The sequence below is a fragment of the Bacteroidia bacterium genome (assembly GCA_033391075.1).
GTDB lineage: Bacteria > Bacteroidota > Bacteroidia > J057 > J057 > JAWPMV01.
The window spans coordinates 5,898,572-5,911,291 of the sequence record JAWPMV010000001.1 but is presented as its reverse complement, the minus strand read 5'-3'; the positions used below and the strand labels follow the sequence as shown (position 1 = coordinate 5,911,291).

General features: G+C 42.4%; 13 protein-coding genes. 6 read left to right on the top strand and 7 right to left on the bottom strand.

What is annotated here, in order from left to right; genetic code table 11:
- Positions 1–188 precede the first annotated feature (188 nt).
- Positions 189–836: a hypothetical protein gene (locus R8P61_23545; protein ID MDW3650068.1), complete on the bottom strand. Its 648-nt coding sequence runs from the start codon at positions 834–836 to the stop codon at positions 189–191.
- Between the two features lie 230 nt (positions 837–1,066).
- Positions 1,067–2,542 carry a phytoene desaturase family protein gene (crtI, locus tag R8P61_23540; protein ID MDW3650067.1) on the bottom strand — a complete coding sequence of 492 codons (1,476 nt, stop codon included), beginning with the start codon at positions 2,540–2,542 and terminating at the stop codon, positions 1,067–1,069.
- A 129-nt stretch (positions 2,543–2,671) separates the two neighbouring features.
- Here crtI and R8P61_23535 point away from each other — a divergent pair, with 129 nt between their 5' ends.
- The 5 genes from R8P61_23535 (at position 2,672) to R8P61_23515 (ending at position 7,419) form a co-directional block, all read left to right on the top strand.
- On the top strand, positions 2,672–3,205 hold the full coding sequence (locus R8P61_23535) for an NUDIX hydrolase (protein ID MDW3650066.1): 534 nt from the start codon (positions 2,672–2,674) through the stop codon (positions 3,203–3,205).
- An 80-nt stretch (positions 3,206–3,285) separates the two neighbouring features.
- Entirely contained in the window at positions 3,286–4,023 is a 738-nt protein-coding gene (locus tag R8P61_23530; protein MDW3650065.1) for a hypothetical protein, read from the top strand.
- A gap of 90 nt (positions 4,024–4,113) precedes the next feature.
- Entirely contained in the window at positions 4,114–4,827 is a 714-nt protein-coding gene (locus R8P61_23525; GenBank protein MDW3650064.1) for a hypothetical protein, read from the top strand.
- A gap of 18 nt (positions 4,828–4,845) precedes the next feature.
- Complete coding sequence (locus R8P61_23520; GenBank protein MDW3650063.1) at positions 4,846–5,607, top strand: DUF3575 domain-containing protein; 762 nt, start codon at positions 4,846–4,848, stop codon at positions 5,605–5,607.
- Positions 5,608–5,670: 63 nt separating this feature from the next.
- Complete coding sequence (locus tag R8P61_23515) at positions 5,671–7,419, top strand: T9SS type A sorting domain-containing protein (protein ID MDW3650062.1); 1,749 nt, start codon at positions 5,671–5,673, stop codon at positions 7,417–7,419.
- An 80-nt stretch (positions 7,420–7,499) separates the two neighbouring features.
- Here R8P61_23515 and R8P61_23510 read toward each other — a convergent pair whose 3' ends face one another.
- Both R8P61_23510 and R8P61_23505 read right to left on the bottom strand, forming a co-directional pair.
- A complete protein-coding gene (locus R8P61_23510; protein ID MDW3650061.1) occupies positions 7,500–7,796 on the bottom strand; it encodes a muconolactone Delta-isomerase family protein in 297 nt (98 codons plus the stop codon).
- Positions 7,797–7,853: 57 nt separating this feature from the next.
- A complete protein-coding gene (locus R8P61_23505; protein ID MDW3650060.1) occupies positions 7,854–8,258 on the bottom strand; it encodes a VanZ family protein in 405 nt (134 codons plus the stop codon).
- Positions 8,259–8,466: 208 nt separating this feature from the next.
- On the opposite strand from R8P61_23505, the gene R8P61_23500 reads away from it, so the two are divergent.
- Positions 8,467–9,585 (top strand): hypothetical protein, encoded by a 1,119-nt coding sequence (locus R8P61_23500; protein ID MDW3650059.1) that lies wholly within the window; start codon positions 8,467–8,469, stop codon positions 9,583–9,585.
- A 103-nt stretch (positions 9,586–9,688) separates the two neighbouring features.
- On the opposite strand, the gene R8P61_23495 is transcribed toward R8P61_23500, so the two are convergent.
- From R8P61_23495 to R8P61_23485, 3 genes are read right to left on the bottom strand one after another with little or no spacing between them, the layout of a single operon-like run.
- Positions 9,689–10,765, bottom strand: coding sequence for a Wzz/FepE/Etk N-terminal domain-containing protein (locus tag R8P61_23495; GenBank protein MDW3650058.1), 1,077 nt, complete (start codon positions 10,763–10,765; stop codon positions 9,689–9,691).
- 51 nt (positions 10,766–10,816) lie between these two features.
- Positions 10,817–11,959, bottom strand: coding sequence for a radical SAM family heme chaperone HemW (hemW, locus tag R8P61_23490; GenBank protein MDW3650057.1), 1,143 nt, complete (start codon positions 11,957–11,959; stop codon positions 10,817–10,819).
- Positions 11,960–12,712, bottom strand: a complete 753-nt coding sequence (locus R8P61_23485) for an MIP/aquaporin family protein (GenBank protein MDW3650056.1) — start codon at positions 12,710–12,712, stop codon at positions 11,960–11,962.
- Positions 12,713–12,720 lie beyond the last annotated feature (8 nt).

The window sequence follows — 12,720 nt, the reverse complement described above, 5'->3', positions numbered from 1 at the left end:
CGAATAGGTTTAGAAAATTAGCACCTTATCTTTTTGAGTTTAGTTTATTGGGTTTTTTCGCAACTTTTTAGAAAAGTTGCACAAAATCGGAACGAAAAAACCAAGGCCCTCCCGCATCTCCATCCGCTACATTTTCGTTCCATCCCCAACGCGCCTTATTTGAGTCAGTCTAAAGGGAAATAAGAATTTTATTCCCCCAGTTGTAAAAGAGATTTTCTGCGGATGAGAGAGATCATTTGGAAGAGATCAGGAGGAATTCTTTGTCCTTCAATAATGAGGGCTGAGGCATAGGCGCTGACACGACTATACAACCAGGTGCTTATTTCTTCTAGTGAATCTTCCGGGCCAAAGCTCAAATAAAGTCTTACGGTTTCCACAAAACCGATACTGCTTCCTTTGTAATCATTGTCGATAATAAGAGAGGCCTGGGTATCTGGAATTTTAAAGCTTTCTCCTCTTTCCAACCAGCGCAAAGACTTTCCAAAAAGCACATATTTGAGGTCTTTCTCACGGGTGAGAATCTCAATTTTCATATCGTCATAAGCGAATTGGGCTTCTGGACCAAATTCATGATCTGAAAGCCTGGGCGCTTTATTGGCTCCAGTAATTAGATAAGCTTTGATTTTTTCTCCTAAGGCCTCAATGCGTTTGAATTTTTCATTCGCCATTTCCCGCACGATCTCATCATCGAATTTTTCAAATTTGTCCGGATGGTATTTGAGGCGGAGTTCTTTGTGGAGTTTATCGAAAGACTCGGTATCGAGGCTTTCCAGGTTTTTTCCATAGAGTTCCTGGATCTCTTTGAGCTCGTCTGTACTTAATTTTTCGATGGCCATAGGTCGGGAAGAAATAATTACTTTCTTCTATAACATAAATATAGGGAAAATCGTGACGCAATCTTTTGCAACTTTTTGGCGGCAAAAAGTTGCGCAAAAACCGGCAAGATTTTAAAGCATCGCCTCAGTCCGCCCCGACCACCATATCTTGCGGGCCAACGCGCCTGCATATCTTCAATTAGCAAAAGAAGTTTTTTCATAGGAGGCGCATTGTGATCGCCGCCAAGAGTTTATCCAAATTCCTTGGCTACCTCTCTTGCCACGACCTGGCCGGATATCAAGGAAGGAGGTACGCCGGGACCGGGAACGGTAAGTTGACCCGTGTAATAGAGGTTCTTGACCTTTTTGGATTTGAGTTTGGGTTTGAAGAAGGCCGTTTGCAAAAGGGTATTGGCAAGGCCGTATGCATTTCCTTTGAAAGAATGATAGTCCTTTTCGAAATCGCTCATGGCATAACTTCGCTTGAGGATGACATGATCACGTACGTTTTGATTGGTGATCTTTTCCAGACGATCCATGACGATATGGTAGTATTTCTCTCTCATTTCCTCTGAATCTTCTAAACCTGGAGCTAATGGAATCAGGATGAATACATTTTCCTGTCCCTGAGGAGCTACGCTAGGATCAGTCTTGGAAGTCGAGGAGACATAAAAGAGAGGCTTGCTTGGCCATTTGGGATCAGAATAGATTTCTTCTGCATGAAGCTGAAAGTCTTCGTCGAAGAAGAGGTTGTGATGCTTGATCTCATCAATCCTTTTATCCATGCCCAGATAAAAAAGCAAACTGGAAGGAGACATGGTGCGTTTGTCCCAATATTTAGGGGTATAACTTCGCCAGTTCTTTTCCAATAGAACCTGATCGGTATGTTGATAATCAGAATTAGCTACTACAATGTCCGCTTCAAATTCCTTTCCTCCGGCAATGACTTTTTTTGCTTTTCCCTGCTCAACGACGATTTTTTCTACTTCTGTATTCAATTCGAATTCTACTCCCTGCTCTTTGGCTACTTCTACCATGCCTTCCACAATCTTGTGCATGCCTCCCATGGGATACCAGGTTCCCAGGCTCAAATCCGCATGATTCATCATGGAGTAAAGCGCAGGCGTATTTTCTGGAGTAGCTCCTAAAAAGAGTACGGGAAATTCGAGGATTTTGATAAGGCGTGAATTTGAGAAAAATTTCCGCACATGCTTACTCATAGAGTTGAACATCTGGATTCGAAAACTTTCTTTGATCAGGCGAAAATCAATAAATTCACCAATGCTATGGGAAGGGCGAAATACATAATCCCGCATGCCCACTTCGTATTTGTATGCTGCTTGTTTGAGAAATTCTCTTAGATTTTCTCTGCTGCCGGGTTCAATGGATTCGAAAAGCTCTTCTAGCTCCTCCATTTTGGCCGGTACATCTACATAATCATCCTTTCCAAAATACACCCGATAAGAAGGATCAAGTCGGATCAGATTGTAGTAATCAGAAACTTTTTTATCAAAAAGTCCAAAAAACTGCTCAAAGACATCGGGCATCCAATACCAACTGGGTCCCATATCGAAGGTAAATCCTGATTTTTCCCATTTTCTGGCTCTTCCTCCGGCCTGATCGTTCTTCTCTAGAATTTTTACTTCGTAGCCCGCTTTTCCCAATAAAGCAGCGGATGCCAAACCTGCGAAACCTGCTCCGATGATGATTACTTTTTTGCCTGCCATAAATCCTGGTAGTTCAACAATTAGTCTGTTTTGTCCAAATTTTGTATGCTAGATTAACTAAAGGGAGGAGATTTGGTTTAAAAATTAAAATAATCTGTATTCCTCTCTTCTTTATCCTATCTTTCCTTTATGAACTATTGTAGCAATTGTGGAAGTGAGCAATTGGTGAAAAAAATCCCCGAGGGAGATAATAGGCCACGAATCTGTTGTGAAAATTGCGATAGCATTCATTACAGAAATCCCAAAATGGTGGTTGGTTGTTTACCCGTTTGGGAAGGGAAAATTCTATTGTGTAAAAGAGCTATCGAGCCTCGCAAAGGATATTGGGGATTACCTGCAGGTTATCTTGAAAATAAGGAGAGCGTTGAAGAAGGCGCCTTGAGAGAAACCCTGGAAGAATCGGGTGCTGAAGTTGATATCGTTCGAATGCATGCGATCTACAATATTCCTCGTATCAGCCAGGTTTATATCTTTTTTCTCGCTGATATGAGAGGACCTGAACTGGATCCCGGAGAAGAAAGTCTGGAAGCAAAATTATTTGAACTGGATGAAATCCCCTATGAGGAAATGGCCTTTCCTTCCAGCAGCTATGCTATCAGAAAATATATCGAAGACCTTAAAGAAGGATTTAAAGCAGTGCATTTAGGTGCCTGGACCCATTGATTGGTAATGATGGGTAAAAATGCATCTCTTAATGGGAAATAAGGTTTCACTTCTTTATTTTTCTATTAAGATTTCGCTCGATGAAAGCCTACTACCTGCCATTACTATTTTTGGGATTGATGTGGACGTCTTCTTTTGCCCAGCTAAGTCCACGTGCTCCTCTTGATACAGCCCGCCTTGAGAAAAAGGATTATAGCTTTATGCGGGGGAAATTGTATGCGCGTATAGGTTTGGGAAATATAATCCACCTCGTTTCGCCTTCATTAGATCTGGGAGTAGAGTATGTGGTAAATCGGAAGTTTAGTGCTTTATTTCAATATGGACTTGGTCTTCCTCGCCTTCAGACCGATTGGTTTCCAAATCGTTTTCATTTTCCAACTACCCATAAATTTTGGGCAAGCCTACGCTATGTACGAATAGGACGTTATGTAAGTACAACAGCAGGCAATCGCTTTTTCCCCAGCTTTTATGAAGCAGAGAGTTTTTATTCCCGGGGAAAGACAAGAAATGACTTTGGTTTCGCTGTTGGCTACAGGGCCTTGCGCATCAATTATACATCTGCTGATATCCGAAAATGGCAGTTGGGATTCAACCTCAGAACGGGCTATCTCTGGAAATGGAAGGATGATCTGGAATTGGAGTATTCTTTTGGCGTAGGAACACGCTGGATTCATCGAAATTATACCATATTTTCCAGTGAACTTAGAGGAAGACCTCCCAATTTATTGGATTTGCGTGCGGAGGATGATCGTCAATTAAACAGAGTCTTTACGGTTAAATTTTTACACCGGATTTCTCTTAGTTATAGACTCCGGTAGCTTTTTTCAATGGGGGCTGGTATTTTATGCTAATTCACTTGCTGCGTTTAGATTCCAACTACTCACCTTTTTGTTTCAAAACACAATGACATGACTCGAAAACTGAGCACTATCCTAATACTTCTCATCTTTTTTATTACAGAAGGATATAGTCAACGAAAGAAAGATAGAAATGATTTCAGTGGAAATATCGGCAGGCTTTACCTGAAAACCGGGCTTTCCAATCTGCTTCATCCCACAGCTCCCAGCATGGATGTGGGAATAGGAATAATGTTCTCAGAAAACCTTGGGCTAGACCTTTTGTATGGATTCAGAAGCCCTCAATTGAATTATGCGAGTTTTGAGAATAGAATCCAATTTGATACCTATCAAAAATTCTTCACAAGCCTTCGCTATTTCTATGGGCGGAGAGGTATAGCTGAACCCCTTTCTTTTGGACCGGCATTTATTTCTCTGGAAGGCTACTATTCTAAAGGAGAAACAGAAGCAAGAGATAATTTTGCCTTAAGCAATGAAGCGGATACAAAGCTGGATTATATAAGTGCAGATATTGAAAAAGAAGCTATTGCTGCGCATGTGAAAGCAGGGACTATCTTTCAACTCACAAAACGTTTAGAGCTTGAAGCTTCTAGTGGAATTGGGCTTATTTCTTTTAACCGAAAATACCTTGTCATTCAAAACCCCATTATTACTCAGCAAGGCCTGTTTGAAGATTTAATTGGCCCCTATGATGATCGGAATATAGGAAGGACCGATTATATAAATCTGATTGTGCAGATTCGTTTGAATTATCAACTCCTATAATCTCTAAAATCTGAATACATGATGCTGAGATCTATCAGGAATTTTTTCCTCTTTCTTTGTCTATCCTCAATCACGCTTTCCTCATTTGGCCAGGATAAAGATCAGGTGCCTGTCTATACAGCTCCTCCGAATGAAAAAGAGCGGAAAGCAGATACATTTTCTGCCATCTATGCCTCTCTTGGTATACTAAATATGCTTCACCCTACAGCTTCCAGTCTGGATTTTGGCCTGGAATATCAGTTCAATCCCAAATGGAGTTTGGAGCTGATGTATGGATTGAAAACGCCTAATTTCTACCAGCACTCTCCACAGGATTATCATGTGCTGGATAACTATCATAAATTCTGGTTTTCTCCTAAATTTCATTTTGCTGACCGCAGAGCCGCTGATGAGTATGAGTTGCTTTCTGTTAAGTTTCCTCGGTTCAGTTATATCGCATTTGACCTATACTTTGGTTCTGGTTCTTCCTCGATTGACAATAGCTTCTCAGTCCTCTCCGGTAATAGGATTGATTTTTCTTCCGCCGAATTGGACAAGCAAGTCTGGGCCTATGGAATTAGAACTGGATACTATTTGAAACTGTCGGAAAGACTTGAGGTAGAATCCAGTCTGGGTTTTGGCATGATCGAATATGATCGGGATTATAGCTATGTCAATGGAGTGTTGGTACCCCGCAATTTTCTGGATGACGGAATAAACAGATATAATGATAAGCAGAGTGGAAAGCTGCGAGCTATCAATTTGATAGTAAAGTTAAAATTCAACTACAGGATTTATTAAGAGATAATTATTGTTGGCATATTGCCGACAATTGAATTTTCGAAAGCAGCTGAATTTGGATCTATGAAAAAACTTCTCCTTTGCGTTCCCCTTATTGTACTATTTCAATTTAGTAAGGCACAAATTGCCTTCAATTTGGGTTCCTCCTTTCAGGACCGAGCTACCGCCATTGACCGAGATGAAGCGGGAAATATCTATCTGACAGGTAGTTTTCAGGATAGTTTTGATCTTGACCCGGGTTCTGCTAGTAGCAATTTGCTAGCACAAGGGGATGCGGTTTCCCCTGATTCACAAGATGTATTTCTGGCACGATACAATCCGGATGGAAGTCTTGCCTGGGGATTTGCTATATCTTCACCCGGACGAGATAAATCATTTGCTGTGGAAGCGATTGGGGGATTCGTTTTTGTCTGTGGTTTTATTCAGGGAGAGGCGGATTTTGATCCTGCAGTTACTACAGCCATCTTGAATTCGGGCAGTGGGCAGGATGCCTTCATAGCCGCATATGACACCCTGGGGAATTTTCGATGGGCACAAGTGCTGGGAGATGATGAAGGAGCACCCTTTTTACCAGAAGATGATCGCTATGAACTTGCCTATGATCTGAGTGCAGATGGAAGCGGCAATGTATATGTAGCGGGGGTATTTGAAGGAATTATTGACTTTGAACCCAATAATAGTTCTCCTTTTGATTCTTTTTTCAGTGTAAATGATGGAAACGGCCTTCCCAGTCAAGACATTTTCGTGGTGAGTTATGATCCAGTTGGGAATTACCGATGGGGTTTTGGAGTAGGGGGAATGGAAAGTGAAGAGGCACAAGCTATCCGTTTTCGGCAGGGACAATTATTTGTCGGAGGAAAGTTTAGAGGCACTACCGATCTCAATCCCTCTGGTCAACAGCGTAATTTTAGTAGCAATGGAGATTATGATGCTTTTCTTGCACGCTACCAGGCTTCAGATGGGACTTTTGATTGGGGCCATAGCTGGGGAAGCGGTGGGATAGATGAAGTTGCACAGGGAGCTATAGATTTCAATTTGGGAGGACAGTTATTCGTAGGAGGAAATTTTGAGGGTAATGTAGATTTCGATCCAGGTGCTGCTTTGCAGGAAATCAGTTCTCAGGGAATGAGCGATATGTATATAAGTCGATTTGAACTGGATGGGACTTATGGATGGACGCGAAGAGATGGAGGTACAGGCATTGATCGATTGACGGATGTGGGAGTTGATAATCCCGGCTTTGTGTATACGAGCGGATCAACAGAGGGCCTTCTGTATGTGCGAAGAAGGGATCGAGATGGGAATCCATCCTGGGAACAACAGCTGGGAGTCATTCAAGCCAATGATCCTCTGAGTCAAAGCGTAGAAAATATGTTCATCAGTGAATTGGGAGATATATACTTTTGCGGCGGCTTTTACCAAAGCATGGATGTTGATCCCGGAGTAAATGAGCTCAATTTGATCAGTGAAGGAGGAAGAGATGCCTTTGTATTGCGATTTTCACCTGAAGGTTCTCTGGGAATATTTGGCACTTCTCGAAATCCTGATTTTTCCAGCCTTGCTGAAAGCTGGAAGCTTTACCCAAATCCCAGTCAATCCCATATCAATCTTGAGCTGAGCTGGAGAAAAAGTTCTGACTTTCGCCTGGAAATCCTCAATCTCCATGGGCAAAGGGTATGGGAAAAGGAATACCTTACTCAATCTGGAAATCAACATTATTTCCTGCAAATAGAGGAACTACCTGCTGGCTGGTATTTGCTCAGAGGAGAAAGTGAGGGAGCGACTTTTGTGGAGAAAGTGAGGAAGCGGTAGCAGGAAGGTGTTATAGTTTTTAAGTGTTGTAGTTGTATTTTTAAACTGCAACACGACCGCACTAATACACTCCTAAACGTTTAATTCAGAGACAACCTGGGCAACTCATGGGAAGCCATATCATGGAACATCAACTCATGCAATTCAGATTCTGAATAGGGCATGATTGGAAATTCGTCCAAAATCTTATTGACTTCTTCCTGATCCTTTGCCGTCAACACAACCCAAAGCCTGGAGCGATTTAACGTCAGTGTATAACTGCGTATAGTTCCATCATGTACCAGTCGGTTCACAACGGCTCTTTGCGCAGGAATGAGTGACATGAATTCTTGGGTGAGGGTGTGGGGTAAAAAAATCTCAACCATGTACTGATTCATACTTTCAAAGATTAGGCGTAATTCCTTCTTAAATATCGGTAATTTATAGGAGAAAGCCTATGATACTGTGGATCGTAATATAGGGTTTTCAAAAACTTTCTGGGAGAGATAGCTAAAAAAGAGCAAACCCAGTAAGTCCGCCAGCATATCCCCGGAAGAAAATTGTCGGGAACTTATGAACATCTGACTGAATTCTTCCAGAAATACAAAAGGGGCCACAATGACCAATCCTTTTTGAATCCAGAATCTCCCAATCTGAATTTTTTTACACTTTAGACTGAGATTGACCAGGAAGACCATGGTACCCATGAGAAAGAAGTGTCCCATTTTGTCTCCGAGGGGTATGGAGTCAATCATGCGAAAGAAACTCTTCGCGAAACCTACATCTTTGGTGAAAATAATTGCTGCCAGGAATAGGAAAAATAACCAACTAAGCCTTTTCAAAGTTTTCGATAATTTCATCACAAACATAATTGGAATACGGGAAGTACCCAAAGCAGTTTCATAAAAATGCTTTCAAGTAGAAATGATAAAATTATTTGGGGCATGAGTAGTCAGAAAGTAGCTTTTTCCGGTAAAAAAATATGTGCATAAATGTGAAGGATTTATGAATCCCAGGCCATGAGTTCTATCATGTTTACCTATAGCTTTTTTTATCTATCTTTGCCGGATGAAAAATCAGCTACTGTTCCTGCTGGCAGCATTTATGCTTTTCTCCTGCCAGCCCAATAAGCAAAATGCCGCTGATAGTACAGCGGAAGAAAAAACAGAAAAAGCAGAAAACACAGAAGGAACTCTCCTTTATCCAGAAGAAAAACATTTGGCTAATGTACGTCAGCTTACCTTCGGGGGCGATAATGCAGAGGCCTATTTTAGTTATAATGACGAATATTTAGTTCTGCAAAGAACACATGCATCAGAAGGAATCGAATGTGATCAGATCTTTTATGGGAAGATTCCTACAAGCGCAGAGGAAAAATTTGAAATGAATCTTGTGAGTACTGGTACTGGAAGAACTACCTGTGCCTTCTTCTTGCCCGGAGATGAAGAAATCATTTTTGCCTCCACACATAAAGCAGATGAAGCTTGCCCTCCTACGCCAGATAGCCGCAAGATTGGAAAATATGTATGGCCCATCTACAGCAGCTTCGAATTGTTCATTTCTGACAAGGAAGGAAATGTAAAGAAGCAGCTTACTGATAATGAATTTTATGATGCAGAAGCTACCCTTTCTCCAAATGGAGATAAGGTGGTCTTTACCTCCACACGCGATGGGGATATAGAACTTTATACCATGGATGTAGATGGTTCCAATGTAAAGCGAATTACCCATGAGCCGGGATATGATGGGGGAGCCTTCTTTTCTCCTGATGGAAGCAAATTGCTTTTCCGTGCCTCTCGTTTTGACAATGATTCTTTGCTGAAAGAATACCAGGACTTGCTGGCTCAGGATTTGGTTACGCCTAGCGATATGGAGCTTTATATCTGCGATGTAGATGGAAGTAATATGCAGAAGATCACCGAATTGGGAAATGCCAATTGGGCTCCTTATTTCCACCCCTCTGGTGAAAAGATTATTTTCTGCTCTAATCATTCCGGTGGTCCGCGTACCTTCAACCTCTTTATGATCAATGTTGATGGTACAGGTTTGGAACAAATTACGTATGATGAGCAATTTGATTCTTTCCCAATGTTCTCCAGAGATGGAAGTAAACTGGTCTTTGCTTCTAACAGAAATAATGGGGGAACCCGTGAAACCAATGTATTTATTGCAGACTGGGTTGAATAGCTTATAAAGGATTTGTCAACAGATCTTGCTTGACGATTGATATCGTCTGCAAAGCAAAACACAAAAAGATTTTTGAATAATGGCCGGCGATATCAATCGTCGGCTACTTTTTTGCAAAAGAACCCGTAATCTGATCCATCAGAACCGCTCCGAGTATACTCACCAGGGCTGATAGTACAAGGGTAACCAAAAGAATGATCCAACGAATAGGCCGCGCTTTTTTATCTGCGGCCTGAGCTTCTTCTGTGATAAGGATGGTGGTGAAACTCTGGTTCTGCATCATTTCCAAAACCTCTACCTTCTCCCTGACATCTTTTACATCTCGAGAAATGTATTCGATAATTTCCTCCAGCGAAAGCACCTGATCCAGTCCTTCCCGAAAGGATTCAAGGTTGATGGGGTATTCGGGATTGTCTTCTACGAGGCTTTTGAGCTTGCTCATGGGGACCCGGTTTGATCCTCCCCTGGCTTTGGCAACGGCCAGTTCATTTTGTGCAAGCAAAATTTGCTCAGTCAAACTTTCGGTCTGTGTTTCTGTATTCAGGACATTATAGCGCTTACGTACTTCGCGGGCACTGTCTGTGTACAATTCCATTTGCTCCACCAATTCCTCATAGACTCCTTTATACATAGAGTAGATCGAACTCTTGTTCTTATTTATCATCTCCTTATTGACAACGTCCACCTGATCAACGATCAGATTGACAATGTCGGCAGCTCTCTGCGGATCGGTATCATAGGCCTGTATCTCTAATCCATTTCCAGAAATTCGAACCGTATTGATCATGCCATCATAGGTTTTCAATACCTCATGTTTAGGCGCAGCATCATTTTTGGGATCGACTCCATAGGCTTCCCACAGATTCAGAGAATCAATGACAAACATTTTGATCCGCTCTGAATTGGCCAGGGTTTCCAGTTTCTCTACATCCTTTGATTCTCCATAGAGATAGAGGATAGGTTCATCGTGGAAAAGATTGATGGCATCATACCTTTCGGCCGCAGTAGGATAAATCACCGTACTGGACTTGAACTCGGGTTTGTAAATAAAAGGAAGGGTAAGAATGATCGCCAGGAGGGCTGATACGCCAACTACTACTGCTATAAAGGTGAGGCGTCTTTTGATTACCTCAAAGATATATAACAAGTTAAAAGCATTCTCCTGTGTTGCCTGAGCCATAAGGGATCAATTAGGGTATATTCAGTGAAGAGCAAAAATAGAAATTCTTTCCTATAAAAGTTCATCTATAAAAAAATCCCTGATAATTTGATCAGAAAGCAGCCAGGACGCAGGCTTTATGTGGAGTCTGGAGCCCTCCAAATGAATTTCATTTTTTGCTTTCAGCTGAGTCAGACTTTCTGAAAATCTTTCTCTCCAATCGCCTACCCAATTCTTTTCGATCCAATCTATATCTATGCCCTCCATTTTTCTCAGGTGGGTCATAAGGTATTCGTGGTATTGGTCTTTGGGCGAAAGGAGTTCCGATTCCTCCACAGGACTTTCTCCTGCTGCCAGCTTTTGAATATAGCGCGCATTATTGGCAAGGTTCCAGGAGCGATGTTTCCCATCATAGCTATGAGCGGAGGGACCCAGACCTACATAGGGTATTCCCTTCCAATAAGCACTATTATGTTTAGAGCGATATCCCGGCAAGGCGTAGTTGGATAATTCATAATGCTCATATCCGGCAGCTGTAAGCCTTTGATGAGCCAGGAGAAATTGTTCCTGGTAAATTTCTTCTGCCGGAATAAAGGCTTTTCCTTTTTCGACCTGATAGGCCAGGGCAGTCCTTTCCTCTACCGTCAAAGCATAGACAGAAATATGAGGAGCCTTGAGTTCGATTAGCTGTTGTAGATCTTTTTCCCAGAGTTCCTGATCAATGCCTGGATTTCCAAAAATGAGATCACAGGAGAAGTTAGTAAATCCGGCAGCCCGGGCATCCTCTATGGCCTGTCTGGATTGATGACTATTGTGGCTACGATTCATCCATCTCAGCACTTCTTCTGAAAAAGATTGTATGCCGATACTCAGGCGATTTACTCCGATGCTCGATAACTCCCTTAGGTAATCAGTTTTGAGGTCGTCTGGATTAGCTTCAAGGCTGATTTCTATATCGGGGGAAAAGGGAAGGAGATCCCGGATTTGGTCAATCAAATCCCGAATCTCCTTTTTATGTAGAACGCTGGGCGTACCTCCTCCAAAATAGAGGGTGTTCAATTGCCCCAGCGCTTTGAGTTCATTTTTTCGTAGGTCTATCTCCTGTTGAAGTGCATCTAGCAAGACTTCCTTTCGACTAAGATTGGTAGAAAAATGAAAGTCGCAGTAAATACAGGCTTTTCGACAAAAAGGTATATGGAGATAGATGCCTCCCATTTATTGTATAGCCATGAATAATCCCGCTGCAACTAATCCTCCTGCTATAGGCCCTGCTACGGGTATCCAGGAGTATCCCCAATCACTACTTCCCTTTCCGGGTATAGGCAGGAGCGTGTGCATAATTCTTGGCATAAGGTCTCGGGCAGGGTTGATTGCATAACCGGTAGGTCCTCCCAGAGATAAACCGATAGCAAATACCAGTAATCCAACGGGCAGAGCACCAATAGCTCCCAATCCAATCTTGGATCCTTCTACAGCTACTCCATCAATTGCACCAATGGATAGTTCAGGTGAGGTGGCAAACAAGACAGCAAATACCAGAACAAAGGTTCCTACCATCTCCGCGATAAAGTTATCTATGGTACTTGGGATAGCCGGAGCTGTTGCGAAGGTCCCCAGTTTTGCTCCCTGATCTTCGGTAATGGCATAGTGTTTTCGGTAGGTGAGCCAGGCCAGGGTAGTTCCAGTCGCGGCACCCAGACATTGAGCCAAAATATAAGAGGGGGCTTTGGCCCAGGCAAATTTGCCAGCGGCTGCCAAACCCAGCGTTACAGCCGGATTGAGATGTGCCCCGCTGATATCCATGGTGATAAATACCCCCACAAATACGGCCATTCCCCAGCCAGCAGTAATAACGATCCAGCCGGAGTCATTGCCTGCGGTGTCTTTCAGTAAGACATTCGCAACTACTCCATTTCCCAAAAGGAGGAGGATCATAGTTCCAATAAATTCTGCGATAAATTCAGACATAGTAATAG

Excerpts from the sequence above, each read along its gene's own strand:
- R8P61_23545 (MDW3650068.1), bottom strand. The coding sequence starts at position 836 with ATGGCCATCGAAAAATTAAGTACAGACGAGCTCAAAGAGATCCAGGAA.
- crtI (MDW3650067.1), bottom strand. The coding sequence starts at position 2,542 with ATGGCAGGCAAAAAAGTAATCATCATCGGAGCAGGTTTCGCAGGTTTG.
- R8P61_23535 (MDW3650066.1), top strand. The coding sequence starts at position 2,672 with ATGAACTATTGTAGCAATTGTGGAAGTGAGCAATTGGTGAAAAAAATC.
- R8P61_23530 (MDW3650065.1), top strand. The coding sequence starts at position 3,286 with ATGAAAGCCTACTACCTGCCATTACTATTTTTGGGATTGATGTGGACG.
- R8P61_23525 (MDW3650064.1), top strand. The coding sequence starts at position 4,114 with ATGACTCGAAAACTGAGCACTATCCTAATACTTCTCATCTTTTTTATT.
- R8P61_23520 (MDW3650063.1), top strand. The coding sequence starts at position 4,846 with ATGATGCTGAGATCTATCAGGAATTTTTTCCTCTTTCTTTGTCTATCC.
- R8P61_23515 (MDW3650062.1), top strand. The coding sequence starts at position 5,671 with ATGAAAAAACTTCTCCTTTGCGTTCCCCTTATTGTACTATTTCAATTT.
- R8P61_23510 (MDW3650061.1), bottom strand. The coding sequence starts at position 7,796 with ATGAATCAGTACATGGTTGAGATTTTTTTACCCCACACCCTCACCCAA.
- R8P61_23505 (MDW3650060.1), bottom strand. The coding sequence starts at position 8,258 with ATGAAATTATCGAAAACTTTGAAAAGGCTTAGTTGGTTATTTTTCCTA.
- R8P61_23500 (MDW3650059.1), top strand. The coding sequence starts at position 8,467 with ATGAAAAATCAGCTACTGTTCCTGCTGGCAGCATTTATGCTTTTCTCC.
- R8P61_23495 (MDW3650058.1), bottom strand. The coding sequence starts at position 10,765 with ATGGCTCAGGCAACACAGGAGAATGCTTTTAACTTGTTATATATCTTT.
- hemW (MDW3650057.1), bottom strand. The coding sequence starts at position 11,959 with ATGGGAGGCATCTATCTCCATATACCTTTTTGTCGAAAAGCCTGTATT.
- R8P61_23485 (MDW3650056.1), bottom strand. The coding sequence starts at position 12,712 with ATGTCTGAATTTATCGCAGAATTTATTGGAACTATGATCCTCCTCCTT.